22 protein-coding genes are annotated in these 25,413 nt (G+C 66.6%); 18 read left to right on the plus strand and 4 right to left on the minus strand.

Annotated features, from left to right (window positions below; all coding sequences use genetic code 11):
* Positions 1–113: 113 nt before the first annotated feature.
* The 6 genes from rodA (at position 114) to AC5P74_RS02670 (ending at position 8,391) form a co-directional block, all read left to right on the plus strand.
* Positions 114–1,208 (plus strand): rod shape-determining protein RodA, encoded by a 1,095-nt coding sequence (rodA, locus tag AC5P74_RS02645; protein WP_053501146.1) that lies wholly within the window; start codon positions 114–116, stop codon positions 1,206–1,208.
* Positions 1,209–2,183: 975 nt separating this feature from the next.
* Complete coding sequence (mltB, locus tag AC5P74_RS02650) at positions 2,184–3,329, plus strand: lytic murein transglycosylase B (protein ID WP_005419390.1); 1,146 nt, start codon at positions 2,184–2,186, stop codon at positions 3,327–3,329.
* Entirely contained in the window at positions 3,326–4,597 is a 1,272-nt protein-coding gene (locus tag AC5P74_RS02655) for a septal ring lytic transglycosylase RlpA family protein (RefSeq protein WP_053498246.1), read from the plus strand. Before mltB ends, AC5P74_RS02655 begins: the two co-directional genes overlap by 4 nt.
* A gap of 100 nt (positions 4,598–4,697) precedes the next feature.
* Positions 4,698–5,915 (plus strand): D-alanyl-D-alanine carboxypeptidase family protein, encoded by a 1,218-nt coding sequence (locus AC5P74_RS02660; protein WP_053498244.1) that lies wholly within the window; start codon positions 4,698–4,700, stop codon positions 5,913–5,915.
* 80 nt (positions 5,916–5,995) lie between these two features.
* Entirely contained in the window at positions 5,996–7,732 is a 1,737-nt protein-coding gene (locus AC5P74_RS02665) for a YadA family autotransporter adhesin (RefSeq protein ID WP_346608167.1), read from the plus strand.
* Positions 7,733–8,085: 353 nt separating this feature from the next.
* A complete protein-coding gene (locus AC5P74_RS02670) occupies positions 8,086–8,391 on the plus strand; it encodes a hypothetical protein (RefSeq protein ID WP_206620916.1) in 306 nt (101 codons plus the stop codon).
* Positions 8,392–8,538: 147 nt separating this feature from the next.
* Here AC5P74_RS02670 and AC5P74_RS02675 read toward each other — a convergent pair whose 3' ends face one another.
* Positions 8,539–9,597, minus strand: coding sequence for a lipid A deacylase LpxR family protein (locus tag AC5P74_RS02675; protein WP_080375075.1), 1,059 nt, complete (start codon positions 9,595–9,597; stop codon positions 8,539–8,541).
* Positions 9,598–9,948: 351 nt separating this feature from the next.
* On the opposite strand from AC5P74_RS02675, the gene AC5P74_RS02680 reads away from it, so the two are divergent.
* The 7 genes from AC5P74_RS02680 (at position 9,949) to gnd (ending at position 17,406) form a co-directional block, all read left to right on the plus strand.
* Positions 9,949–10,227: a YbeD family protein gene (locus tag AC5P74_RS02680; protein ID WP_005411067.1), complete on the plus strand. Its 279-nt coding sequence runs from the start codon at positions 9,949–9,951 to the stop codon at positions 10,225–10,227.
* Complete coding sequence (gene lipB, locus AC5P74_RS02685; protein ID WP_053498236.1) at positions 10,215–10,925, plus strand: lipoyl(octanoyl) transferase LipB; 711 nt, start codon at positions 10,215–10,217, stop codon at positions 10,923–10,925. Before AC5P74_RS02680 ends, lipB begins: the two co-directional genes overlap by 13 nt.
* A gap of 18 nt (positions 10,926–10,943) precedes the next feature.
* A complete protein-coding gene (gene lipA, locus AC5P74_RS02690; RefSeq protein ID WP_053498233.1) occupies positions 10,944–11,954 on the plus strand; it encodes a lipoyl synthase in 1,011 nt (336 codons plus the stop codon).
* Between the two features lie 278 nt (positions 11,955–12,232).
* Positions 12,233–14,410, plus strand: coding sequence for a carboxy terminal-processing peptidase (locus AC5P74_RS02695; protein ID WP_005419368.1), 2,178 nt, complete (start codon positions 12,233–12,235; stop codon positions 14,408–14,410).
* A 233-nt stretch (positions 14,411–14,643) separates the two neighbouring features.
* Complete coding sequence (locus tag AC5P74_RS02700; protein WP_005419366.1) at positions 14,644–15,234, plus strand: DUF2242 domain-containing protein; 591 nt, start codon at positions 14,644–14,646, stop codon at positions 15,232–15,234.
* Between the two features lie 17 nt (positions 15,235–15,251).
* Complete coding sequence (locus AC5P74_RS02705) at positions 15,252–16,490, plus strand: hypothetical protein (RefSeq protein WP_329843249.1); 1,239 nt, start codon at positions 15,252–15,254, stop codon at positions 16,488–16,490.
* 10 nt (positions 16,491–16,500) lie between these two features.
* Positions 16,501–17,406 carry a phosphogluconate dehydrogenase (NAD(+)-dependent, decarboxylating) gene (gene gnd / locus AC5P74_RS02710; protein WP_188247769.1) on the plus strand — a complete coding sequence of 302 codons (906 nt, stop codon included), beginning with the start codon at positions 16,501–16,503 and terminating at the stop codon, positions 17,404–17,406.
* A gap of 184 nt (positions 17,407–17,590) precedes the next feature.
* On the opposite strand, the gene AC5P74_RS02715 is transcribed toward gnd, so the two are convergent.
* Positions 17,591–18,634 (minus strand): oxidoreductase, encoded by a 1,044-nt coding sequence (locus tag AC5P74_RS02715; RefSeq protein WP_053498229.1) that lies wholly within the window; start codon positions 18,632–18,634, stop codon positions 17,591–17,593.
* Between the two features lie 171 nt (positions 18,635–18,805).
* Here AC5P74_RS02715 and AC5P74_RS02720 point away from each other — a divergent pair, with 171 nt between their 5' ends.
* From AC5P74_RS02720 to AC5P74_RS02735, 4 genes are all read left to right on the plus strand, one after another.
* Positions 18,806–19,192, plus strand: a complete 387-nt coding sequence (locus AC5P74_RS02720) for a BON domain-containing protein (protein WP_053498227.1) — start codon at positions 18,806–18,808, stop codon at positions 19,190–19,192.
* 230 nt (positions 19,193–19,422) lie between these two features.
* Positions 19,423–21,240, plus strand: coding sequence for a sensor histidine kinase (locus AC5P74_RS02725; protein WP_206620913.1), 1,818 nt, complete (start codon positions 19,423–19,425; stop codon positions 21,238–21,240).
* Complete coding sequence (locus AC5P74_RS02730) at positions 21,237–21,677, plus strand: response regulator (RefSeq protein ID WP_005411057.1); 441 nt, start codon at positions 21,237–21,239, stop codon at positions 21,675–21,677. The genes AC5P74_RS02725 and AC5P74_RS02730 overlap by 4 nt, the downstream gene beginning before the upstream one ends.
* A 4-nt stretch (positions 21,678–21,681) precedes the next feature.
* A complete protein-coding gene (locus AC5P74_RS02735) occupies positions 21,682–23,193 on the plus strand; it encodes an ATP-binding response regulator (protein WP_005419354.1) in 1,512 nt (503 codons plus the stop codon).
* An 80-nt stretch (positions 23,194–23,273) separates the two neighbouring features.
* Here AC5P74_RS02735 and AC5P74_RS02740 read toward each other — a convergent pair whose 3' ends face one another.
* Complete coding sequence (locus AC5P74_RS02740; protein WP_053498223.1) at positions 23,274–24,014, minus strand: proteasome-type protease; 741 nt, start codon at positions 24,012–24,014, stop codon at positions 23,274–23,276.
* 89 nt (positions 24,015–24,103) lie between these two features.
* Between AC5P74_RS02740 and folK the strand changes: the two genes are divergently transcribed.
* A complete protein-coding gene (gene folK / locus AC5P74_RS02745) occupies positions 24,104–24,589 on the plus strand; it encodes a 2-amino-4-hydroxy-6-hydroxymethyldihydropteridine diphosphokinase (protein ID WP_005419350.1) in 486 nt (161 codons plus the stop codon).
* Between the two features lie 65 nt (positions 24,590–24,654).
* On the opposite strand, the gene AC5P74_RS02750 is transcribed toward folK, so the two are convergent.
* Positions 24,655–25,392, minus strand: a complete 738-nt coding sequence (locus tag AC5P74_RS02750; protein WP_005419347.1) for a pteridine reductase — start codon at positions 25,390–25,392, stop codon at positions 24,655–24,657.
* Positions 25,393–25,413 lie beyond the last annotated feature (21 nt).

Consider the following 25,413-nt stretch of genomic DNA (forward strand, 5'->3'; position numbering starts at 1 on the left):
CGGGGTCAGATCCCTTTTTCCACAGGAAAAAGGGATCTGACCCCGCAGCTCGGCTACGGAGAGCAGGAGCACCCTGACAGCTTCACGCAAGCACCCGTTGCTACCGTGCCCGCGTGAAATGGAAACGACTGCTTGGCGGCTGCCGTGAGGCGCTGCGCACGATCGATCTGCCGTTGCTGGGCGCGTTGTTGATCCTGATGGGCGCCGGCTTGGCGGTGCTGCACAGCGTGTCCGGCCCGGTGGCCGGGCAGGCGGCACGCTTTGCCGGTGGGCTGTTGGCGATGTGGCTGCTGTCGCGTGTTTCGCTGCTGCGATTGCGTGCGTGGACCCCTGCGATCTACGCGCTGTCGATGCTGCCGCTGATGGCGGTGTACGTCATCGGCACCGGCAAGTACGGGCAGCGCTGGCTGAACCTCGGCGTGTTCTACCTGCAGCCGTCCGAGCTGCTCAAGCTCAGCCTGCCGCTGATGATGGCGTGGTACCTGCATCGGCAACCACTGCCGCCCTCGCCGCGCACGGTATTGACCGCCGCGCTGCTGATCGGCGTGCCGGCGGTGTTGATCCTCATGCAGCCCAACCTCGGCACCGCCACGTTGGTCACTGCCAGTGGCGTGTTCGCGTTGTTGCTGGCTGGCTTGCACTGGGGTTGGTTGGCGACCGGGGCGGCAGGGCTGGCAGTGGCTGCACCCCTGGCGTGGTTCGGCTTGCTGCGGCAATACCAGAAGGATCGTGTGCTGACCTTCCTCGACCCGGCGGCCGACCCGCTTGGTACCGGCTGGAACATCCTGCAATCGCGCATCGCGATCGGTTCCGGGGGCTGGCAAGGACGTGGCTGGGGGCAGGGCACACAGGCCACGCTCGATTTCCTGCCCGAGTACACCACCGACTTTGCGTTCTCGGTGCTGGCCGAAGAGTTTGGCTGGATCGGCGTGGCGACGCTGTTTGCGCTGTACCTGTTCGTGGTGGGGCGTTGCCTGTGGATTGCGGTGCACGCGCGCGACACGCACGCGCGATTGCTGGCCGGTAGCCTGGGGCTGGCGTTCTTCGTCTACGTGCTGGTGAACGGCGGAATGATTTCCGGCCTGCTGCCGGTAGTGGGCATTCCGATGCCGCTGATCAGTTATGGCGGGACCTCGGCGGTTTCGCTGTTGGCCGGCATCGGGCTGGTGATGGCGGTACGCGGGCATCGGCCCGTGCACGGGGGATAGCGTTTCCAGCCAACGGCGCAGGCCCTCGTGGGTGGTCGCGTAACGCGGCTCATGTGTGGGGCGGGTGCGGTGGGTTCGCGGGACACGCCGTAAACCCGTCCCTGGGGGCTCGATGGCGCCATCCATGGCGCCAACGGTCCCGCGAACCCACCGCGCCCGCCCCTGATAGTTTTCGGGCGCGTCTACCCACGGAGAAGCAAGAGAAAATCAAAAGCAAATGCAGCCTGGCGGGTCGCTTCATTGCCTTGTGTAGCGCCGAGCCGTGCTCGGCTTATGAGCAAGCGCAGCGCCGCGACCCGCTTTTGATCTTCTCTTGCTTCTCCGTGGGTAGACGCGCACGGAACCTGTCCGTGGCCGGGTAGATGGGCTGCGCAGGGGCGTGAGCCGCATGGATGCGGCGACCGAGCTTACATGGACGTACTTGCAGCGGCCCCTGCGCAGCCCATCTACCTGGCCTCACCCGTGAACTGCTTTTCGCGGCGACCCACGAGGGGCTGCGCCGTTGGCCGGAGACTTCCTGGCGCTGCGCAATGCCCGTTGTGGAAGCGTTCTCACAACAATGCGACGCAACACGCTCTCCGACCAAAGTCCGCGAAAAACGTTATCTGGTTCACATTTTTACACCGCGTTGATCTTGATCAATGGACTTGTCGTAATCGGCCTGCACAATGGCGGCCCGTTCGGCACGGCGCGCCGTCAATCGATGCAGCGCGAGGGGGCGTCGGGCGGGAGCAGTACTGATCCAACGGGTACAGGGAGCGCGGGGAACTGCCACTGGGGAGCGGCAGCCGCGCAGGTACCGACCGGATCCGGTCGCCGGTTGCGTCTGCGGGGATGGGGACGCAACCGGCCACCTCTATCTGAATGGGGAAGCTCGATCACGACGTCTTCACATTTCCCGCTGAACGCGGGCAAATCGTTGTGATTCATGGTGTTAGGGGTTTTAATTCATCCATGACCTGCTAACCTGCGACGATGATTCGACGCACTCTGGCCTGCATGCTCACCCTCGGCCTGGTCGCCTGCGCGACCCAGCCGAAGTCCCCACCGTCTTCGCCCCAGGCCAGCAGTACGCCGCGCCAGCCCGCCACCAAGGCCCACGGCCCGGCCGAAGCCGCGCCCGAAGCGGCCGCTGCTACAGCGCCGCCGGTCGATCTCACTCCGGTGCCGTTCGAGGTCGCACGGGCCCGCTTTGTTGCCGATACGGCCAAGCGCTATGGGCTGAAGCCGGAGCAGATCAGCAGCGTGCTCGATCAGGCGCAGGTGCGCCAGCCGATCATCGCCGCCATGTCGCGCCCGGCCGAACGGGTCAAACCGTGGAACGAATACCGGCCGATGTTCATCAGCAAGGCACGCATTGATGGCGGCCGCGCGTTCCTGGCCCAGCATCGTGCCGAACTGGATCGCGTGCAGCAGCGCACCGGCGTGCCGGCCGAAGTGATCGTGGCGATCATCGGCGTGGAGACCAGTTACGGGAAAAATGCCGGCAACCACCGTGTGCTCGATGCGCTGTACACGCTGGCGTTCTACTACCCGCGCAGTGGCGACCCGGCCAAGCTGGAACGCGAAGTGCGCCGCGAGCTGTTCTTCCGCGATGAGCTGGCCAAGCTGTTCGAGCTGGGCCGTGAGGAAAAGCTGGACATCACCACGCTCAAGGGCAGCTATGCCGGTGCGATGGGCATGGGCCAGTTCATGCCGTCCAGCTATCTCGATTACGCCGTGGACGGTAATGGCGATGGCCGTCGCGACCTGTTCACCAGCTACGACGATGTGTTCTCGTCCATCGCCAATTATTTCGTGAAGAAGGGCGGCTGGGTCCGTGGTGGCCAGGTGGCCGTACCGGCCACGCTGGCGCCGGGTCGCGAGGAGTTCAACCCGACCGAATGGATGCCGACCTGGTCGCTGGCCGACCTGGCGCAGCGCGGCTACCAGCCCAGCGCTGCGGTGCAGCCGGGCGCCACCGCAACGCCGATCACGCTTGAGGGCAGCACCGGCAAGCAGTACTGGCTGGGCTTCCAGAATTACTACGCGATCACCCGCTACAACCTCTCGAAGATGTACGCGATGGCCGTGTTCCAGTTGTCGCAGGCCATCGCCGGACAGGAGCTGCCCCCGGCATGAACATCAGATGGCTGGTCCCGAGCTTGATCGTCCTCGCGCTGGCTGCCTGCAGCAGTGCGCCGAAGAAGCCGGCCACGGCCGGCCACGGTGGCAAGCCCAGCGGCACGGTGGTGCAGGGTCGCGGCTCGCGCCCGGCGCATTGCCCGGAGGGCTCGCCCTATGCTGCGGCCAAGGAAGACCCGAACACGCGCGGCAACTACACCGCCGGGGGGCTGTACAAGCCAGGCGTGCGTGACAGCACCCCGGACTACATTCCCAACGTCGCCTGCATTCCCGAGCCGGAAGTGACCGCCGAAGAGCGTTCGGCCATCGGCAACAAGTCGCCGTACGTGGTGCTGGGCAAGTCGTACAAGGTGCTCGACGACACCCGCAACTATGTCGAGCGCGGTACGGCCTCGTACTACGGCGCCAAGTTCCACGGCCGCCTGACCTCCAACCGCGAGGTCTACGACATGTACCAGTTCACCGCCGCGCACAAGACGCTGCCGCTGCCCAGCTTCGCCCGCGTCACCAACCTGGACAACGGCGAGTCGGTGATCGTGCGCGTCAACGACCGTGGCCCGTTCCATGATGGCCGCGTGGTCGACCTCAGTTATGCCGCCGCGGTGCGGCTGGGCATCACCCAGCGCGGTACCGGCAACGTGGAAGTGCGTGCGCTGCAACCGGGCGAGAGCAACCTGCTGGCCCAAAAGCCGTCGCGCCGCGAGCGCCGTGCCGCCGAAACGGCTGTCGCGGCGGCCAGTACGCGCCCGGTAACGGCTGCGCGTGCCACCGCCGACAGCGACATTGATCGCCTGGTCAAGCGCCTGCCGGCCGACGCCATGCCTGCGCGTGGCCAGCCGGCCACCACCCAGGGCGTGGCCAGCGCCGTGCCGGACGTGGCGGTCAGCAGCCTGCCGCCGAGCGCACCGCCGGCGCGCAGCGCCCCTGTGGCACCGGTTGCCGTCGCCAGCGCCGCGCCGCGCGCGGTCACGCCGGCGCCGGCGCGTACGACGCCGGCCACACCGACCGCCCCCAGCCTGTCGCAGCAGGTAGTGGGCGCGGTGATGGTGCAGGTCGCCAGCTTCTCCAGCCGCGACAATGCCAACCGCGCAATGGGCCAGCTCAACGCCGCCGGCATCGTCGGCGCGACCATCAGCGACATCGCCGCCGGTGGCCGCACCCTGTTCCGCCTGCGCGTTCCCGCCAGCGACCATGCCAGTGCCGCGGAACTTGTCGGCCGCATTGCCGGTCTGGGCCTGGGTTCGCCGCAGATCGTCAAGGATTGACCCACTCGGGCCGGTGCTGCCGGCCCATGCTGCCCCGGCCTTACAATGGCCACTACGTTCCACCCTCCATTCCTGGCCGTCCCCTGGAGCCTGCTGTCCAATGAATTTCCGTTCCGCCGCCACCGCCCTGGCCGCCACCCTGGTGGTGGGCCTGGCTTCCGCCCAGACCCCGCTGCCGACCCCGGCCACGCCGGCGCCCGCCGCCGCTGCCGCCCCGGCCACCGTTGCCACCCCGCCGGCGCCGGTGCCGAGCGTATCCAAGGCCTGGGTGCTGATGGACTACGCCACCGGCCAGGTGCTGGCCGGCGAGAACATCCACGAGCAGCTGGCCCCGGCCAGCATCACCAAGGTGATGACGTCCTACGTGATCGCCGCCGAGGTCAAGAACGGCAAGGTCCGTGCGGATGACCAGGTGATGATGAGCGAACGCGCCTGGCGCGAAGGCGGCGCGGGTACCGACGGCAGCTACAGCGGCTTCCCGGTCAACCAGACCGCACGCCTGGAAGACATGGAAAAGGGCATGGCGATCCAGTCCGGCAATGACGCCGCGATCGCCCTGGCCGAGCACGTGGCCGGCAGCGAAGAAGCCTTTGCGTCGCTGATGAACAGCTACGCCGCCAAGATCGGCATGAAGAACTCCCACTTCGTCAACGCCCACGGCCTGACCGCCGAAGGCCACCACAGCACCGCCTACGACCTGGCGCTGCTGGGCCGCGCGATGGTGCGTGATTACCCGGAAACCTACGCGTACAACAAGATCAAGGAATTCCAGGTCGGCAACATCAAGCAACCGAACCGCAACCTGCTGTTGTGGCGCGACGGCAGCGTGGACGGCATCAAGACCGGCCACACCTCCGAAGCGGGCTACTGCCTGATGAGTTCGGCGCAGCGTGGCGACCAGCGCCTGATCGCCGTGGTGTTGGGCGGTGCGTCGGAAAAGCAGCGTGCCGATGACAGCCTGGCGCTGCTGAACTGGGGCTTCCGCTTCTTCGAGACCCACCGCCTGTACGAGCCGGGCAAGGCCGTGGCCGAGCACAAGGTCTGGAAGGGCACCACCGACAAGGTGCAGCTGGGCGTGGCCCAGCCGATGCTGGTGAGCGTGCCGCGCGGCCGCTACAACGACCTGAAGCCGAGCATCGATGTGCCCAAGACCCTGGAAGCACCGTTCACCGCCGGCCAGCAGATCGGCACCGTGAAGGTCACCCTGGATGGCAAGGTCGTCGCCGAAGCGCCGCTGGTGGCCGTGGCCGCCGTTGAGCAGGCCGGCTTCTTCAAGCGCCTGTGGGACAGCTTCTGGATGTGGTGGGAATCGGAATAAGCGCCGCGGCGTCCCGCCTGCGCTGCTGAAGTGATCGAGAAACGCCGGGCTCTGCCCGGCGTTTCTTTTTCTGGTGCGAAGTGTTGATCCAGAGGCGGCAGATTCGTCGCTGTCCGATAGGTCGGCCTGCGAGCGTCGCACACCATGACTCCATCCCGCTCCGGGGTGACTGCCCGCGCCATTGCGGCAGCCCCCCATCAGCATTCCATGGAGATATTGTCATGCCGCCACGCCGTCGCGTCGTTTCCCTATATCAGCCGCCTGCGCGCGGCCTGCAACTGGCATCGGCACTGATTGTCGCTCTGTCGCTGCCGGCAGCGGGGGGCTGGGCCAACGAGCTCGCAGAGGCACTGGGATGCGGTGTCGGCGAGGTGGTGTCGGACGGCCTGCGCTGCGAAGCGGCGTCCCGTGCAGGCAAAGTCGCATCCTTTGACGACGAGAATGTCTTGCTCGGAAGGGGCACTTCCACCACAGGCCAGGCGGACATTGCCATCGGCCGGAACGCCAGCGCGGACAGCATCAATGCCAAAGGATCGGACCCCGATGACTACTCCATTGCGATCGGGCCATCTGCACAGGTCACGGGGGGCGGCTCGATTGCCCTGGGCGGAAACGCCAAGGTCATTGGCGCGACCAACAGCGTTGAAATGGATGCCGTTGCCGTAGGCATGAAGAGCGAGGTGACTGGAGAACACGGCGTGGCATTGGGCTATGCCGCCAAAGCCAAGGACCAGGGCAGCATGGCGCTGGGCTACGAGGCGGAAGGCTCGGCAGAGGGCGGCATCGCGCTGGGCTACCGGGCGCGCAGTATTCACCAGGGCAGCCTCGCGCTCGGTGCCGGATCTCAGACGGGCGCCGACAACACCGTTTCCTTCGGCAACGCCACGCTCAAGCGCCGTTTGACCAACGTCAAGGCCGGCGAGGAAGCAGATGATGCCGTGACCATGGGCCAGTTGCGCTCGGCGCTCGGGGTCGACCCGAACACCGGCACCTTGTTGAACATGTTGACCTACGATGACGCTTCGCTGGCCAGTGCCAGCCTGGGCGGCAGCGGCGGCACGGTCCTGGGGAACCTGGCGCGCGGAGCGGTGGCGCATGACAGCCAGCAGGCCATCAATGGCCAGCAGCTGTGGGAGGTCAAGGCCGATTGGGAGGCCCGTTGGCGCGATATGGATGACCGCGTGGCCGAGGTTGAACGTAGCGGTGGTGGTAGTGGAGGCGGGTCGGGTGGCGTGGTTGCACCAGGCAAGGGAGCAGGGTCGGTGGCGGTGGGCACCGGCAGTACCGCCGATGGCCGTGGTGCGGTTGCGATGGGCAGTGGCAGCCGTGCCGATGGCAATGGCGCGGTGGCGATCGGCGAAGGCGCAGCGGCCACCGGCCACAATTCGGTGGCCATCGGCGCGGGTTCCAGCGCCGACCGCGACAATGAATTCTCGGTTGGCGCGCAGGGCAATGAGCGTGTGGTCAGCAATGTCGCAGCGGGCGTGCGCGCGACCGATGCGGTGAACGTGCAGCAGATGGAGGATCGCTTCAAGGCAGAGCGTGAGTACACCGATCGCCGCTTCACCCAGTTGGACAGGCGCCTGGACCGGATGGGGGCGATCAGCGCCGCCTATGCGGGCATGGCCATCAACACCGCCGGTCTGAGCGGCGACAACCGTATTGGTGCGGGTGTGGGGGCGCAGAACGGGCGTTCGGCACTGGCCGTGGGCTACCAGCGGATACTGGGCGAGAAGAGGAACGTCTCGGTTTCCCTGGGGGGCGCGTTCAGTGGCAGTGACCAGAACCTCTCCGCAGGCGCGGGTTTCAGCTGGTAGCAAGAGAGGGGTACTGCGCCTGGTGGAAAGACAGATCGCTATGTGCGGATGGAGGGCCCCCTTCCGGAATGGCGATTGCCCCTCGATGGGCGTTGCAAGAGAGGAGCAGGGGTGGCGAGTACCATCCCAGTCGGAGCCAGCGCTTCGCCTGAAGGGGAGTGCTGGCAGAACGAGTCCTTCGTCACATTTTGAGATACTCCACTTTGAAGTTCACGGCTGCTGAATCCATCGGCGGCTACAGCTGTGCGGCCGGGGGCAGTCTGTTTCCTCTGGTAACGCGCCGCCGGGGGGGCGCGATGTTGCAGTTGCCCCTGCTGGTGGAGTTCATCAATGGCAACCGATGAGGGTCTGCAATGAACATCATGAAAAGCACGCGCTTGGCAACGATGCTGGGGGCGACCCTGCTGGGCGTTCTGCTATGCGAAGGTTCGTCTGCGGCAGACGACAACATCGTCTATGAGCGTGTTGTGCTGCTGGAGCTCATCAACGGTGCGGTAATGCAATGCGAGAGTACCGTAGAGGTCGCCCGATGCGCGCCCGGCTCGGTGCCGCAGAATCTGGTTACTCAATCGGTCCCCTTTGAATGCAAGGCGCTGGGGCTGGTATCCGTCAGCCTGAATCTGCCAAGGCAGGTGCCGACCAGCTGCGTCGCCCAATGATCTTCGTTGCTTGATCTGGAGGCTCGGGGAAACCCGGTCCTCCAGATGATTGCTGCAGTACCTCAGCGGGTTGCGCCTCCATGACGGGCCAGGTTGCAGCAATCAGTTTGGTCTTAACGGTGTGCCGACCCGCGGTCGACACACACACTACAGCGCACGACTGATGGTGAAGCTGCCGAATACCGGCGCCTCGCGCTGGCCGTTGAATTCGCGCGTGCTGTGGTAGCGCGCGGCAGCGAACTTCCAGCGGCCGTACATCACCGCCACGCCGTACCCGCCGTAGGCCACCACATGGCGCTTGTCCACGCTGTGACTGTTGCGGAAGGTGTTGCCATCCAGGGTGATATCGCGGATCACCCAGGCAGCGTCCGAGGTCGCGAACAGGTGCCAGGACCACCCACCGGGGCGGCCGCTGCGGGTCGGCGCCGTGTTCTCACCGGCCGGGCGCAACGGCGTGCTGCCGAAGTCGTCCGGCAGCTTCCAGCCAAAGCGCACTTCACCGCCGAAATTGGCCTTGGTTTCCAGGTTGCCGATCGACCCGCCGTAGTGGCTGATCGCGTCCCAGCCCCAACCGTCGGCATTGACGCTGGCATCGCCCGGCCAGCGGCGCATGCGCTCATGGGTCAGCATGAACAGTGGTTCGTTGTGCAGCTGGTTGTCCCAACCCTTGAATTTTTCGTCGCCCAGCACGTCGTGCACGGCATTCTGCACCTGCTTGCCCTGTGCCCAGGGGCCGACCACGCCCAGTGTCAGCTGGGTGGTCTGCAGGCGGTCGCCGCTGCGCGCATTGAAACCGAAGTTCGCGATCAGCACGCCGGCGTAAGGGCGGTCGTCCTCGATCAGGTCCCTGCGGGTGAAATCGGTCGGGGTGAAGATCCCCTGGCCGATGCTGAAGATCATGTTCTGCTGTTCGAACTTGCCCGGATGCAGCCCTTCCAGGTACCGGTTCACCCAGCGCGCCATGCGCGGCAGGCAGGGGTCGTCGGTGTAATCGACCAGATTGGGGGAGACCAGGGTCAACAGCGCACCGTTGGTATAGCCCTGATCCTGGTGGCGGCCGCCGAACAGGTCGTTGTCGACGCGGAAATTGACCTGCGGCGGGTGGTCGCGCATGGCGTCCGGGCCACATTGTTCGGCCGCCTGGGCGGCAAGGGGGAGGGCGGAGGCCAGCAGGCCGGCCAGCCCGAGGGCTGCGACACTACGCATGGATGGAATGCTCATGGGGAAGGGGGCGGTTTTCAGTCGTTTTCTGCAACGCTACGGTACTCGTGCCCGCGCGTCGGAACGAGCACGTCCGGATCACTTGTCTGTTCCGAAAACAACATTGTCCGGCGGGCACAATTTGTTACCCGCGCACGCGCCGCAGGCCTGGCGTGAAGGCGGTCGCAGGCCGCCCGTACGATGTTCGCGTTGGTGACGGTCAGGAGATTGCAGTCAGCTGCCGTTGGGCCTCAGGCCCGTCCCTTTGGGCCGCCTGCAACGCAGCAGACCGCCGGTGCCGTCCTGGCGTTGATGAATACTCTTGGGTTTGTTGCCCTGCGGCCCGATAATGGGGCCATGGAAATCAAGTCCGACAACCCCGACCACGGCTTCCAGTTCCCCGGCCAGTTCGAGCTCAGCGCCATGGGCCCGGCCAACCGCGGCCTGGAGCATGAGCTTCCCCGCCTGTTGCTGGCCGCCGGCATCGATGTGGTGAACGAACGCATCAGCTGGAAGCACTCCTCCAACGGCAAGTACGTGTCCGTCCGCATCGTGTTCAAGGCCGAGAGCCGCGAACAGTACGACCTGGCGCACCAGGCGCTGCGTGACCACCCGGAAGTGAAGTGGACGCTGTAGCCGACTCCTGCCCGGCCGAAGCCGCACCGGAGGACCGTGCGCCGCGTCCGGCGCTGGTCCGTGACCTCGGCCGCCAGCCGTATGAACCGGTGTGGCGCGCCATGCAGCGCTTCACCGACCAGCGCAGCGACGCCGATGCCGACGAGCTGTGGGTGGTCGAGCACGATCCGGTGTTCACCCTGGGCCAGGCCGGCAAGGACGAGCATGTGCTGGCGCCGGGCGACATCCCCGTGCTGCACGTGGACCGCGGCGGCCAGGTGACCTATCACGGCCCCGGCCAGATCGTGGTCTATCCGTTGCTGCGCCTGCCACGGCTGGGCATCGGCGTGCGCGACTACGTGTGCCGCATCGAGCAGGCGCTCATCGATACCCTGGCCGAGTGGAACATCGGCGCCGAACGCCGCGAGGGCGCCCCGGGCGTCTACGTCGGTGGTGCCAAGATCGCCGCACTCGGCATCCGCGTGCGCCGCGGATGCACCTTCCATGGGCTGGCCTTCAACGTGGCCATGGACCTGGAACCCTTCCACCGCATCAATCCCTGTGGCTATCAGGGGTTGCAGGTGACCTCGGTGCTGGACTTGGGCGGCCCCTCCGGGATGGAGGCCGTCAAGCCGGTGCTGCTGGACCACCTGGCCCGCCAGTTTGGCCTGCTGCTGCAGCACACGCCCGAACTGCCCGATCTTTCTGCGGCCGCCTGACCGCCCCCCGGAACTGCCATGACTGAAACCACCGCCCGTTCCATTCCCCTGCAGATCGTGCAGGGCGATTCTCCGTCCGCCGCGCCGTTGCAGGCCGGGGTCAAGCAGCTGGGCGGTGACAAGATCAACCGTTCGCCGGTGCAGTTCGCCGATGCGCCGGTACTGCGCAAGCCGTCCTGGATCCGCGTGCGCATTCCTTCGGGCAATGCCGTGCAGAACCTGAAGGCCAAGCTGCGCGAGAACCGCCTGGTGACGGTCTGCGAGGAAGCCAGCTGCCCGAACATCCACGAATGCTTCGGCCATGGCACCGCCACCTTCATGATCCTCGGTGAGGTCTGCACCCGGCGCTGCTCGTTCTGCGACGTGGCCCATGGCCGCCCGAAGCCGCCGGATGCCAACGAGCCGGCCAGCCTCGGCCAGACCGTGGCCGACATGGGCCTGAAGTACGTGGTGGTGACCAGCGTCGACCGCGATGACCTGCGCGACGGCGGTGCCCAGCACTTCGTCGACTGCATCACCGCGATCCGCGAAAAGTCGCCGGGTACCCGCATCGAAGTGCTGACCCCGGACTTCCGCGGCAAGGGCCGCATGGAACGTGCGCTGGAGATCCTGGCGCAGAACCCGCCGGATGTGTTCAACCACAACATCGAGACCGTGCCGGACCTGTACCGCAACGTGCGCCCGGGTGCGGACTACCAGTGGTCGCTGAACCTGCTGAAGAACTTCAAGGCGCAGCACCCGGACGTGCCGACCAAGAGCGGCATCATGCTGGGCCTGGGCGAAGACTTCGAACAGATCAAGGCCACGATGCGTGACCTGCGCGCGCACGATGTGGACATGATCACCATCGGACAGTACCTGCAGCCGACCGCGCACCATCACCCGGTGCTGAAGTACTGGACCCCCGACGACTACAAGGCACTGGAAGACTACGGTTACGAGCTGGGCTTCAGCCACGTGGCGTCCGGCCCGATGGTGCGCTCGTCGTACCACGCCGACGTTCAGGCCAAGGGTGCCGGGGTTTCCTGACACCCTCCCGGTGGGTGGGAGCTGCTTCTCCTGTAGGTGCGGACCGTTGGTCCGCACACCTCTGCCTGCGGTAGAGCCGAGCCCATGCTCGGCTGCTTGCTGTCGGCCAGCCGAGCATGGGCTCGGCTCTACATGCATTCACAATTTGCTACACCGGCCCCGCTAGGCTGGTTTTCCACCGAGCGCGGCCGGGTGACAAACCCGGCAACTTTCGGCACTGTCGGGGTGTCTGAACACCCTGCAGTCTCCCCCTTGGCAAGGCGCCTTCGAGCACGTCAATGAAATTCAAAGCCCCCGCATTCCTGATGGCCCTGGCGCTGGTCGCGCCGCTGGCGCTGGCGGCCAAGGCCGACTCGCCTGCATTGCCCGCTGCGGCAACCGCCGATCAGGTGACCACCTCCAAGCTGGTGTATGGCCTGTTGTCCGACAGTCGTTACGCCTACCGCCCGCGTGCGCTGGACGAGGCCACCTCCAAGGACGTGTTCAAGCGCTATCTGGAGACGCTGGACGGCGCCAAGCAGTACTTCACCCAGGCCGACGTGGCGCGCTTTGCGCCCTTCGAAGCCAACATCTCCTCGGCCATCCGTGGCGGCGAACTGGAGCCGGCGTTCCAGGTGTTCGCGGTCTACAAGCAGCGTGTCGGCGAACGTGTGGCCTTTGCGCGCAAGCTGCTCAAGCAGGAGCCGGACTTCACCACCGACGAGCGCTTCGAATACGACCGCAAGAAGGTGCCGTGGGCGGCCAGCAGCGCCGAGCTGGATGAGCTGTGGCGCAAGTCGGTCAAGAACGACTGGCTGCGCCTGAAGCTGGCGGGCAAGAAGCCGGACGATATCCGCAAGACGCTGGACAAGCGCTACGCGACGCTGGAGAAGTCGGTCAATGAGCTGAAGGGCGAAGACGTCTTCCAGTTCTTCATGAATTCGTACACCAGCGCGGTTGATCCGCACACCGATTACTTCACCCCGCGCACGGCCGAGAACTTCAACCAGGCGATGTCGCTGTCGCTGGAAGGCATCGGTGCGCAGCTGCAGCGCCAGGACGACGTGGTAGTGATCCGCGAGATCATCGCCGGCGGCCCGGCTGCGGTGGACGGCACGCTGAAGCCGGGTGACCGCATCGTCGGCGTTGGCCAGGGCAAGTCCGGCCAGGTCGAGGACGTGATTGGCTGGCGCATCGACGATGTCGTGGCCAAGATCCGCGGCGCCAAGGACACCCAGGTCAAGCTGGAGTTCATTCCGGCTGCCGAAGGTGCCGATGGCAAGCACCACACCCTGGTGCTGACCCGGCAGAAGGTGCGCCTGGCCGAACAGGCCGCCAAGGGCGAGACCATGACCATTCCGGCCGCCAACGGCGAGCCGGCACGGAAGATCGGCGTGATCAAGCTGCCGACCTTCTACCAGGACTTCGAAGGCCGTCGCCGCAACGCCGCCGACTATGCTTCGGCCACCCGCGACGTGGCCAAGCTGCTGGCTGGTTTCAAGAACGACAAGCTGGACGGCGTGGTGCTGGACCTGCGCAACAATGGCGGCGGTTCGCTGGATGAAGCCATCGAACTGACCGGCCTGTTCATCGAGCAGGGCCCGGTGGTGCAGGTGCGTGAGTCTGGTGGCCGCGTCACCGTCAACAGCGACCGCAACCAGGGTGTGGCGTGGGATGGCCCGCTGGCGGTGCTGATCAACCGCGGTTCGGCCTCGGCCTCGGAGATCTTCGCCGGTGCGATCCAGGATTATGGTCGTGGCCTGGTGATCGGTGAAACCAGCTTCGGCAAGGGCACCGTGCAGAACATCGTCGACCTCGACCGTTGGCCGAGTGGCGAGACCCAGCGCTTCGGCCAGGTCAAGCTGACCATCGCCCAGTTCTTCCGCATCAGCGGCAGCAGCACCCAGCACAAGGGCGTGGTGCCGGACCTGGCCTTCCCGGCCAGCGTCGATGCCACCGAGTTCGGCGAGAGCACCTACGATAACGCCCTGCCGTGGACCCGCATCGCCGCCGTGCCGCACACCCAGTACGGCAACTTCGCGCCGCTGCTGCCGAAGCTGGAGGCCCGCCACGACGCGCGAATCGCCACCGACAAGGAATTCCAGTGGTGGAACGAGGACGTGCAGCAGTTCCGAACCGAGGCGGCGAAGAAGTACATCTCGCTCAACGAGGCCACCCGTCGCGCCGAACGCGAGCGCCAGGACGCCCAGCGCAAGGAACGCCAGCTGCAGCGCAAGGAGCTGGGCCTGGCCTTGGACCCGCTGGCCGATGACAGCAGTGATGACGGCCTGACCGGCAACGAGCGCGACATCGTGAAGGATGCCGCCCGCGAAAAGGCCGCCGAAAAGCGTCCGGACCCGCTGCTGCGCGAGTCGGCCTCGATCCTGGCCGACGCGGTGAACCTGCTGGCCAATGACCGTCCGCTGTCGGCCCAGGTGCTGCCGCAGTCCACCGGCGCGGGGCGTTGGGCGGACTGAGCCGGAGACGGCGCGCGACATTCGCAGGGGCCGGCATTGCCGGCCCCTTTCTGTTTGGCGACCTCGTTCACGGTAGCGCCGGGCCATGCCCGGCGAGCGAACTGCCACAAACGACTTAATCCCCTCCGTCCCCTTTTACGTGCATGAACCGGGAGCAACGTGGGGGGCCATATCGACCTGCCGCACACGGGGGCGGGACTACCCTTGGTGCTTCCGTTCTCGCAGGAGTACCCATGCGGGCCTCCCGTCTTTCCAGCGCTGCCGTGGCGTGCGCCAGCGCCTTGATCCTTTCGGCCTGTGGTGGCCGCGCCGCCGACAGCACCGTGCTGCGCGAGTCCTTCGATTCCGGCGATACCTTCTCGCGCACCGTTGAGGGACGCCCCGGTGAAGCCTGCGAGGCCGCGCGCCGCACGCTGCTCAGCCAAGGCTATGCCATCGCCCGTTCCGATGATGCACAGGTGGAGGGCAACAAGAACTTCCAGCCGCGCGAGGATGACCATGAGCAGCTGGTGCTGCGCATCTCGTGCGCCCCGCGCGGCAGCCAGACGCTGGTATTCGTCAGTGCAGTGCAGGACCGCTACGCGCTGAAGAAGAGCCCGACCTCGGCCAGTGTCGGTGTGGGTGCGCTGGGCTCGGTGTCGCTGCCGTTCGGCAGCAACGACGACTCGCTGGTGAAGGTGGCCAGCAGCACGGTCACGGATGCCGAGTTCTATCGTCGCTTCTTCCAGCGCCTGCAGCAGTATCTGCCGGCCGCGGCGGGCACGCCATCGCCATCGCCGGCAGCGGCGCCGGAACCCGCACCGGCGGTTACGGACCAGGGCTGAGAGTGCGCGGCAGGTGGCTGATTGCAGCCCTGCTGCTGGCGCCCGCGTGGGTCGTGGCATCGCCATCCCCGGACTGTACGCAGGGCCTGCTGCAGCGGTTGGGGTGGCGCTTCGAAGAAGCGTCCCTCACTGCGCCGCAGGTGCGCGGTGGTCCCGTATGTACGCGTGCCTCGCTGGCTGATTCACAGGCGGCCGGCGACCTGCAGGTGCGGTGGCCGGCGGCGTTGCCCGCTACTGCTCGGCACGCACTTCTGCAGCAGCTGCTGGATGATCCCGCCACCATCTGCGCCTATGCCTTCCAGCTGGGGGCGGCCACGCGGCGCGCGACTTCGGCATTGCAGGGCAATCCCACGTTCCGCTTCTCCGGCCCGCAGCTGGGATGGATCGGCTTCGGATTGCAGGGCGCACCGGCACAGGGTTGGCAGCGTACACGCAGTTTCGGTCGTGGCTTCGTGCCCCGCGCGGGCAACAGCCATGCGCTGGAGGCGTTCTACAGCGGTGCCGTGCGTGCCGAATGCGGTGTCGGCCGCCAGGTCGCACAGCTGGCCACCCAGCGCGAGCTGTATGGCGATGCTGCGTTCGACACCGGGTTCGCAGCGGAGGAACTGTCGATCGGCACCTTCCTCGCGCTGCACGACACCGACAGCATCCTGCTCGGCGCGCATGCCGGCGACTTCTTCGCCGACGGCAAGGCGGTGCGCACCTCGGCGATGGGGCGGCAGGCGTTCGTGGGCGTGCCCGGTTTCATCGAACATGTGTACGACAAAGGCACGCTGGACGACCTGAGCAACCAGGCCGAGAACTTCGTGGTGGTCGAGGTGGGCGAGGGCGCTGCGCAGGCGCTGGCACTGCACGCTGGCCTGGCCTGGTACGACCAGCGCAATGCCGAGCTCTGGAAACTGGCGCAGGACATCCCGCGCATCGGCCAGCGCTATTTCGAGCGCCTGCTGTTCGAGCGCGATCCACAGCTGCGCGCGCGCCTGGCACCGCGCTACCACGCGGCTCTGGTGCGCATGGATCAGCTGCTGGACGATCCGTTCTACCAGCAGTTCGTGATCTACGTGCATCCGCGCGGTATACGTCCTATCGGCTACCACATCGTCCGCCTGCTCGATCGCAACCCTAGAACGCCGTTTTCGATCGACCTGGCGGTGCACAATCTGCATACCACGCTCTACCGGCGTTGGCGCGAGGCGCAGCTGCGCCACTGCGCGGCTACCGGCAGGCCAGGCAGCCTGACCCTAGACCCCAACTGAAGGTGAAACAATGGATATTGCAATGATCGGCCTCGGCCGCATGGGCGCCAACATGGCCCAGCGCCTGCATCGCGGCGGCCACCGCGTGGTCGGCTACGACCCGGGCGAAAGTGCGCGCCAGCGTGCTGCAGAGGCCGGCCTGGAGGTGGTTGATTCGCTGGCCGCCGCCGTGGCCGCGCTGCCGGTGCCGCGCGTGGTGTGGCTGATGGTGCCGGCGGGTGAAACCGTCGACCAGACGCTGGGACAGCTGACCCCGCACCTGGCCGAGGGTGACATCGTCATCGACGGCGGCAACTCCAACTACCAGGACTCGATCCGTCGCGCCAAGGCGCTGGCGGAGGACGATCTGGGCTACGTCGACTGCGGCACCAGCGGCGGCGTGTGGGGCCTGCAGGAAGGCTACAGCCTGATGGTCGGTGGCGAAGCATCGGTGGTGGAGCAGATCGCACCGCTGCTGCGCACGCTGGCTCCGGCGGAGGATCGCGGCTGGGCGCGTGTTGGTCCATCCGGCGCCGGCCATTTCACCAAGATGGTCCACAACGGCATCGAGTACGGGATGATGCAGGCCTATGCCGAAGGCTTCGCGCTGATGGAGCGCAAGCAGGAAATGGAACTGGACCTGGCCCAGGTCGCCGAGGTGTGGCGCCACGGCAGCGTGGTGCGTTCGTGGCTGCTGGACCTGAGTGCCGAAGCCCTCAAGCGCAATCCGTCGCTGGATGGCATCGCACCGTACGTCGAGGATTCCGGTGAAGGCCGCTGGACCGTGGCCGAAGCCATCGCGCTGGACGTGCCGGCACCGGTGATCACGTTGTCGCTGCTGGAACGCCTGCGTTCGCGCGAATCGAATTCGTTCACCGATCGCCTGCTGTCGGCGATGCGCAATGAATTCGGCGGCCACGCCATCAAGAAGTCGTAAGCACTGCGGTGGGGTCAGAGCCCTTCGGCGTTGCCGAAGGGATCCGACCCCGGGCAGATCGGGGTCGGATCCCTTTCCGCAGGAAAGGGCTCTGACCCCATGCAGCCAGTCGAGCATGGCTCGACTCTACAAGAGCCTTCTCCGATCGTTGCCACGTCATCCACGCATGGCGTGGATCTACTGGTCAGTGCAACGCGATCCGCCGCCCTTCACGCGCGCTGTCCATGCCCGCCTGCAGCAGCCGCATCAACTGCAATGCCTGCATCGGGCTGACCGTCGCTTCGCCGTCGCCGTGCATCGCCGCGGCGAACTGCGCATACAACCGACGATAGTCGCCGGGCAGGTTGTCGACGGTGCTGCGCAGAACATTGTCTTCTGCATCACAGTGCACCAGTTCGCCATGCCGGGGATCGATGCCCCATCCGGGCGCACCCGGCGCTACGCCGCGGCGCAGCTGGGCCTCCTGCACATCCAGGCCGTACTTGATCCAGCTGGCCTTGCTGCCATGCACGCTGAAGTGCGGGGCAGGGGCAGCCACCAGCGAACCGGCATGCACGATGGCGCGATGCCGCGGGTAGTGCAGTACGGCGTGGAAGTAGTCGATGCCGGCGCCACCTTGGCGCTGCACGGCCAGATCCGCATCGATGGCGTTGGGCCAGCCGAACAGCACCAGCATCTGGTCCAGCAGGTGCGGGCCGAGGTCGTACCACAGGCCACTGCCTGGCCCGTCCTGTTCGCGCCAACGGTCGCGCACCTGCGGCCGGTAGCGGTCGAAATGCGCATGGCATTCGGCCACCTCGCCCAGCGTGCCTTCGGACAGCAGCGCCTGCAGCGTGAGGAAGTCGGCATCGAAACGCCGGTTCTGGAACACGGTGGCGATGCGGCCGGCGTCGCGTGCCGTGGCCAGTACCGTTTCCGCTTCGGCCACATCCAGCGCAAAGGGTTTGTCGACCAGCACGTGCTTGCCGGCGGCCAGCGCGGCCATCGCCAGCGGCGCGTGCTGTTCGTTCGGCGTGGCGATCACCACCGCATCCACCGCTGGATCGTCGAACACGTCCTGTGGCGTTGCACGCACGTGTACGTTGCTGAACGTGCGCAGCAACGTGTCGCGCTGCGAGCTGACGATGCTGTGCAGGGCCAGGCCGGGCGTGTGCTGGATCAGCGGCGCATGGAAGACGCGGCCGGCGAGGCCGTAGCCGATCAGGGCCAGGTGCAGGTCGGGGCGCATGGCAGAGCTCCGGCAGGAGGGAAGGGCAGGGTAAACGACGGATGCGGACAACCCAAAACTGAACCGTTGCCGTTGGAAACGCTTCGATTCACGGCGGCATGACCACGACGCCACGCCTGCTCCACGTGCGCTTGTCCAGACTGGCAGCACATCCCGAAGGAGAACGACACGATGAGCAATACCACTCGCACGCTGATTGCTTCTGCCCTGACGCTGGGCCTGGCACTGTCCTCCTCGGCCGCATTCGCCAAGGACCCGGCCGCCAAGAGCCCGCCGACCACCAGCGCACATCCGGCTACCCACGCGGATCGCCATGATTCCAACGAACCGGTGACCGACAGCTGGATCACCACCAAGGTGAAGGCGGACCTGCTGACCAGCAGCAACGTCCCGGGCACCGAGATCAAGGTGGAAACGGTGAACGGCGTGGTCAGCCTGAGCGGCACCGTGGCCACCCAGGCCGAGAAGGACAAGGCGGTCACCACCGCCAAGGGCATCAAGGGCGTGACCCGCGTCGATGCCGCCGCATTGAAGGTCAGCGCTGCCGCCAAGCGCTGAACCGGTTGGGCGCCCCGCGTGGGGCGCCCGCTGACCTGTAGACCCGAGCCATGCTCGGCTGGCACTCCAAGGCAGCCGAGCATGGGCTTGGCCCTACAGGTCTGATTGCCAACCCGTTCAGCCGATTACGCTGGAAATTCCAGAGTTGTGACCGCCTGCGCTATATTGCCGGTTCCGCCGCAACCGGGCTCGGCCCGGCCAACGCGTCGCGGCAGAGCTGACGAGGAACTATGGCGCTGGTTTTCAGTGACGACATCTGGGACCGCTGGCGGCTGCCGGCCTTGGCGCTGGCCGCCGCCGCGATCATCGTGGTGCCGTGGTTGACCCTGCGCAAACTGCAGCAGGACAGCGAACAAGCGATGGCCTGGGTCAATCATACCCAGGCCGTGGGCGTGGCACTGCAGCAACTGCAGGCCGATGTGCGCGATGTCGAATCGGCCGCGTTGACCCTGTCCAAGGGCGTGGATGCCCCCGGCCTGCGCGAACGCATGGCCCGGGCCGATGAAATTCCCGGGCGCCTGGCCGAACTGGGCCGGATGACCCGCGACAATCCCGACCAGCTGATCCGCATCGGTCGGATCGAATCGATGCTGGAAGGCCGCATGGCACTTGCCCGCGAGTTGGCCAGGTCCGAACCGAACAGCGACCAGCGCGAGCTGGTGCAGGACCTGAGTACGCGCTATCCCATCCGCGGGCTGGTGGAAGAACTGCAGGCCAGCGAGCAGAAGCTGCTGGCGCTGCGCGCCGAGCAGGCGGCACGCCAGCGCAAGCAGACCGAACTGGTGTCGTGGAGTTCGCTGCTGATCCAGCTGGCGCTGCTCGGCCTGGTGCTGTGGCTGCTGCAGCGGCAGATCGGCCGTCGCCTGCATGCGGAGCGGCAATCGCTGCGCTCGGCTGCACGTGCGGCGTCGGTGCTGCAGACCGTGCGCGAACCGATCGTGCTGCTCGACCGCGACCTGCGCGTGCAGCTGCACAATCCAGCATTCGCTGAACTGTACGGCCTGCAGGACGAGCGCGCCGACGGCCTGCTGCTGGAAAACGTTGGCGACAACGCATGGCAGGACCCGGTGGTCCGGCAGCGCCTGGCCGACGTACTGTCGCGCGGTCGCGAACTGTGGGACTTCGAGCACGAGCAGCGCACCGCCGACGGCATGGTGCGCTACATGCTGCTCAACGCGCGGCGCATGCCGCTGCCCGACAGCGATGACGAGGTGGTGCTGCTGACCATCAGCGACGTCACCATGCAGCGCGCAGTGCAGCTGCGCGTCGAAGAGCTGAACCGCCAGCTGGAAGGAAAGGTTGCGCAGGTGTCCGAGGTCAACCGCGAGCTGGAGGCTTTCAGCTATTCGGTCTCGCATGACCTGCGTGCACCGCTGCGCCACGTGGCAGGATTCTCCGACAAGCTGTCGCGCCACCTCGGCGATCAGGCTGATGACAAGAGCCGCCACTATCTGGACGTGATTTCCAGTTCGGCCCGGCGCATGGCAGCGTTGATCGACGACCTGCTGGTCTACTCGCGACTTGGCCGCGCGGCGATGCGGCAGCAGGCGGTGGACATGCAGTCGCTGGTGGCCGACACCCGCGCCATGCTCGATTCCAACCTGCAGGCCGAGGCCGAGAACAGCGGCCATGCGCACCAGGTGGAGTGGAGCATCGCGCCGCTGCCGATCGTGGTGGGCGACGAAAACATGATCCGCCAGGTCTGGCTCAACCTGCTCGGCAACGCAGTGAAGTACTCGGGCAACCGCGAACCGGCGAAGATCCGCGTTGACTACCAGCAGCAGCCCGACGGCGGCCATCAGTTCACGGTCAGCGACAATGGCGCAGGCTTTGACATGGCCTACGCCGGCAAGCTGTTCGGTGTGTTCCAGCGCCTGCACAAGGCCAGTGACTACCCGGGGACCGGCATCGGCCTGGCCAGCGTGCGCCGCGTGCTGACCCGCCATGGTGGCCGTATCTGGGCCGAGGCCGAACCGGACGTCGGCGCTGCTTTCCACTTCTACCTGCCCCCCGCGACCGACGCGGACAAACAAGGTCCCTCTGCATGACGACTCTGCGCACCATTCTTCTCGCCGAAGACAGCCCGGCGGATGCCGAAATGGCGATCGACGCCCTGGAAGAAGCGCGTCTGGCCAATCCCATCGTGCACGTCGAGGACGGCGTGGAAGTGATGGACTACCTGCTGCGCCGCGGCGCCTTCGCCAACCGCGAGGAAGGCTTGCCGGCGGTGCTGCTGCTGGACATCAAGATGCCGCGCATGGATGGCCTGGAAGTGCTGCGGCAGATCCGCGAGCACGAAGAACTCAAGCGCCTGCCGGTGGTGATCCTGTCGTCTTCGCGCGAGGAAAGTGACCTGGCCCGCAGCTGGGACATGGGCGTGAACGCCTACGTGGTCAAGCCGGTGGACGTGGACCAGTTCTTCGGCGCGGTGCAGACCCTGGGCAAGTTCTGGGCATTGATCAACCAGGCACCGGAACTCGAGTGAGCCCATGCCCCTGACCGGTCCCGCCCTGGGGGCGCTGCGCATCCTGCTGGTGGAAGACTCACCGGAAGATGCCGAGCTGATGTCCGAACAGATGCTCGACGCGGGCCTGGAGGCCCGCTTCGAGCGTGTGGAGAGCGAGGCGGAACTGCGCCAGGCACTGGCTGTGTTCCAGCCGGACATCGTGCTGTCCGACCTGAGCATGCCGGGGTTCTCCGGTGACGACGCGCTGCGCATCGTGCGCGAGACCTCACCGGAGGTGCCCTTCATCTTCGTCTCCGGCACGATGGGTGAGGAGAATGCGGTAGCGGCGCTGCAGAAGGGCGCCAACGACTACATCATCAAGCACCAGCCTGCGCGCCTGCCTTCGGCGGTCGCGCGTGCGATCCGCGATGCACGCAGTGCGGTCGAGCGCGCACGCGTGGAAACCGAACTGATGCGTGCGCAGCGCCTGGAAAGCCTGTCTCTGCTTGCCGCCGGGCTCAGCCACGACCTGCGCAACATCCTGCAGCCGTTGCTGATCATGCCGGACCTGCTGAAGGCCCGCACCGAGGATCCGCAGCTGCACCACCTGGCCGACGTCATCGCCGAGTGTGGCCGCCGCGGCCATGAGATGGCCGAGTCGATGCTGTCGTTCGTGCGTGGTTCGCGCAAGCCGAGCGAGCGCATCGAGATCGACGGCCTGTTCGACGCGGTGGCGCTGCTGTTGCGCAGCAACGTGCCCGATGCCGTGCGCCTGGAACTGCAGGTGCTGGACGAAGGCCTGGTGGTCGACGCCAACTACACCGAACTGCAGCAGGTAATGCTGAACTTGGCGCTCAACGCGATCCAGGCGATGCCCAACGGTGGCCGCCTGAGCCTGACCGCCAGCCATGCCGGGCAGCGCGATGGCGTGGACTGGATGCAGATCTGCGTGTCCGATGAAGGCATCGGCATGGATGCGGACACGCTGTCGCACCTGTTCAATCCGTTCTTCACCACCAAGGCCGATGGCACCGGCCTGGGTCTGATTTCCTGCAAGCGCATCGTCGAAGGCGCCGGCGGCAGCATCCATGTCAGCAGCCAGCCGGGGCAGGGCACCTGCTTCGAGCTGCGCTTGCCGATGCACGAAGCCAGCGACGGCAGCGAGCCGATCGAGCAGCTGGTGGCCCTGGGCAGTGGCCAGTCGATCCTGGTGGTCGACGGCGAAGCTACGCGCCTGTCGCTGCTCGGCAACGCGCTGTCCAGCCAGGGGTATCAGCTGCAGCTGGCCTCCGATGGCCCGGCGGCGCTGCGCTGGATGCAGCAGGAGGCGATGCCGGCGCTGGTGATTGCAGACGCCGGCTCAAAGCTGCTGCCGGCCAGCCAGCTGCTGGGCGAGATGGCTGCGCTGGGCTATCGCGGCCCGGCGCTGGTGCTGGAGGACGCGGCGGTGGCGGTGCCTGCCGATGCCTTCCCGGCCGGCGTGGACGTCCATGTACTGCGCAAGCCGCTGCAGATGCAACAGGTGTTCCGCGCAGTGGCCGAGGCGCTGGGCTGATGCCGCTGGGGTTCTGTAGAGCCGAGCCTATGCTCGGCTGCTGTTCGCATTGACCTCGACGGCCGAGCATGGGCTCGGCTCTACAGGGCGGTTTCCCAGGGGAACCGCGGCAGGGCGTCCACCGCCTGTTCCAGGCGCCGTGACCAGTTCTGGTGGATATCGGCGTACAGCGCTGAATCCGCGCCCAGCCGCAGTTGCTGGCCGATGCGCAGTTCACCGTCGCGCAGCAGCGCCAGGTCGATCGGCAGGCCTACCGACAGATTGGAACGGATGGTGGAGTCCAACGAGACGATCGCCGTGCGGGCGGCATCCTCCAGGCGCGTGGCGGGGCTGAGGATGCGGTCGAGGATCGGCTTGCCGTACTTGGATTCACCGATCTGCAGGTAGGGCGTCTCCGGTGAGGCGGCGATGGCGTTGCCGAGCGGGTAGATCATGTACAGCCCAGGCCGCTCACCGGCAATCTGGCCGCCGAAGATCAGCGTGGCCTGGGTATTGACCCCATCGTGGCCATGTTCACTGTGGCTGCTGTGCACCTGGCTGTCCACCAGCAACTGGCCAACGTACGCGGCGGCCTCGAAAAGGTGAGTCATGTCGCGCAGGTTGGGTGAGCGCCGTTCGTCGGCATCGCGCCCCAGGCGCGACACCAGCAACTGGGTGGTGGCCAGGTTGCCAGCCGCCATCAGCACGTAGGCTGCCTGGCCGGGATATTCGAACACGTGCAGCTTGCGATGCACGCGTACATCGTCCAGCGAGGCATTGGTCCGGGTGTCGGCAGCGAAGACCAGGCCCTCGTCCACCTCGATTCCAACGCAATAGGTCATGTCGGTGCCCTATCATGTGCGTCCCGGATTGTAGGCAGGCCGCCGTGACGACGGCATGTCCACGCCCCCATCGCTGCCACCTGAACCGCATGACGACCGTGCTCCTGAGCCTGGGCAGCAATGTCCAGCCCCGCCGCTACCTCCACGCCGCGGTGGCGGCCCTGCGCGAGCGCTTCGGCGCGCTGCAGGTCTCGCCGGCCTACCGTACCGCCGCGGTCGGCTTCGACGGCCCGGCCTTCCTCAACAACGCGGTGGCGATCGAGACTGACTTGCCGCTGCAGGAACTGGACGACTGGCTGCATGCGCTGGAAGACGCGCACGGCCGCGACCGCAGCGGGCCGCGCTTCTCCGACCGGACCCTGGATATCGACGTGGTGTTCTACGGCGACCTGGTGGTGGAAGGTCCCGGCCACCTGCGCATTCCCCGTCCCGAACTGAAGCATGCCTTCGTGCTGAAGCCGCTGGCCGACATCGCGCCAGACTTCATCGATCCGGTCAGCGGGCTGGACCTGGCCACGCTGTGGCGCGCGCACGCGCAGTTTGGCGAGGCGTTCGAGGTGGTTGACCTTGAGTGATGGGGTCAGATCCCTTTTCCCGGCGGGAAAAGGGATCTGACCCTGTTGTGGATCCCGGCAGCGCCTCAACTTACCGTGCGCCCGCCATCCACGCGCAATGTGTGGCCGGTGACGAAGCTGGCTTCGGCCACCAGCCAGTACACCGCTTCGGCAATCTCCTCGACCGTACCGATCCGCGCCAAAGGCGTGCGCGCCAGCAGCGCCTCGCGGGCGAAATCGTCCTTGCCCTGTTCGGGCCACAGGATCGCGCCGGGCGCCACCGCATTGACCCGCACTTTCGGCGCCAGCTCCAGCGCCAACGAACGGGTGGCCATCTCCAGCGCGGCCTTGGCCATCGTGTAGGCGATGTGGTCGCGCATCGGATCGGTGCCGTGCAGGTCGGTCAGGTTGACGATGCAGCCCTGCTGGCGGCGCAGGTAGGGCGCGGCGGCCTGTGACAGCAGCAGCGGCGCGCGCGCGTTGACCGCGTACAGCTCGTCCATTGCCTCGGCGGTGACCTGGCCGAGCGGGGTGGCATAGAAGTTGGAGGCGTTGTTGACCAGTGCGTCCAGGCGGCCGAAGTGGGTAACGGCCTGTTCCACCAGGTCGGGCAGGGCGTCGGCGTCACGCAGGTCGGCCTGCAGCGCAAGCACGCTGCCCGGCCGCACATTGTCGAAATCGAACGCGGCCTGCTGCAGTTCGGCGCTGGAGGTGTTGGCATGCAGTACCACCGACCAGCCACAGGCGTGGAACTGGCGGGCGATGGCCGCACCGATCCGGCGCGCGCTGCCGGTGATCAGGACCACGGGGTGGGTATCGCTCATCGAGGGTCCTCCAAGGCTCGG

The sequence above is a fragment of the Stenotrophomonas sp. YJH_SMC_94-11 genome (genome assembly GCF_059370435.1).

What these genes read in the sequence shown, in the direction of transcription:
- AC5P74_RS02735 (WP_005419354.1), top strand. Translation starts at nt 21,682, where the DNA reads ATGCCCCTGACCGGTCCCGCCCTGGGGGCGCTGCGCATCCTGCTGGTG.
- AC5P74_RS02750 (WP_005419347.1), bottom strand. Translation starts at nt 25,392, where the DNA reads ATGAGCGATACCCACCCCGTGGTCCTGATCACCGGCAGCGCGCGCCGG.
- AC5P74_RS02695 (WP_005419368.1), top strand. Translation starts at nt 12,233, where the DNA reads ATGAAATTCAAAGCCCCCGCATTCCTGATGGCCCTGGCGCTGGTCGCG.
- AC5P74_RS02655 (WP_053498246.1), top strand. Translation starts at nt 3,326, where the DNA reads ATGAACATCAGATGGCTGGTCCCGAGCTTGATCGTCCTCGCGCTGGCT.
- lipA (WP_053498233.1), top strand. Translation starts at nt 10,944, where the DNA reads ATGACTGAAACCACCGCCCGTTCCATTCCCCTGCAGATCGTGCAGGGC.
- AC5P74_RS02740 (WP_053498223.1), bottom strand. Translation starts at nt 24,014, where the DNA reads ATGACCTATTGCGTTGGAATCGAGGTGGACGAGGGCCTGGTCTTCGCT.
- AC5P74_RS02700 (WP_005419366.1), top strand. Translation starts at nt 14,644, where the DNA reads ATGCGGGCCTCCCGTCTTTCCAGCGCTGCCGTGGCGTGCGCCAGCGCC.
- gnd (WP_188247769.1), top strand. Translation starts at nt 16,501, where the DNA reads ATGGATATTGCAATGATCGGCCTCGGCCGCATGGGCGCCAACATGGCC.
- AC5P74_RS02660 (WP_053498244.1), top strand. Translation starts at nt 4,698, where the DNA reads ATGAATTTCCGTTCCGCCGCCACCGCCCTGGCCGCCACCCTGGTGGTG.
- AC5P74_RS02720 (WP_053498227.1), top strand. Translation starts at nt 18,806, where the DNA reads ATGAGCAATACCACTCGCACGCTGATTGCTTCTGCCCTGACGCTGGGC.
- AC5P74_RS02680 (WP_005411067.1), top strand. Translation starts at nt 9,949, where the DNA reads ATGGAAATCAAGTCCGACAACCCCGACCACGGCTTCCAGTTCCCCGGC.
- AC5P74_RS02725 (WP_206620913.1), top strand. Translation starts at nt 19,423, where the DNA reads ATGGCGCTGGTTTTCAGTGACGACATCTGGGACCGCTGGCGGCTGCCG.
- AC5P74_RS02715 (WP_053498229.1), bottom strand. Translation starts at nt 18,634, where the DNA reads ATGCGCCCCGACCTGCACCTGGCCCTGATCGGCTACGGCCTCGCCGGC.
- mltB (WP_005419390.1), top strand. Translation starts at nt 2,184, where the DNA reads ATGATTCGACGCACTCTGGCCTGCATGCTCACCCTCGGCCTGGTCGCC.
- AC5P74_RS02730 (WP_005411057.1), top strand. Translation starts at nt 21,237, where the DNA reads ATGACGACTCTGCGCACCATTCTTCTCGCCGAAGACAGCCCGGCGGAT.
- folK (WP_005419350.1), top strand. Translation starts at nt 24,104, where the DNA reads ATGACGACCGTGCTCCTGAGCCTGGGCAGCAATGTCCAGCCCCGCCGC.
- AC5P74_RS02670 (WP_206620916.1), top strand. Translation starts at nt 8,086, where the DNA reads ATGAACATCATGAAAAGCACGCGCTTGGCAACGATGCTGGGGGCGACC.
- AC5P74_RS02675 (WP_080375075.1), bottom strand. Translation starts at nt 9,597, where the DNA reads ATGCGTAGTGTCGCAGCCCTCGGGCTGGCCGGCCTGCTGGCCTCCGCC.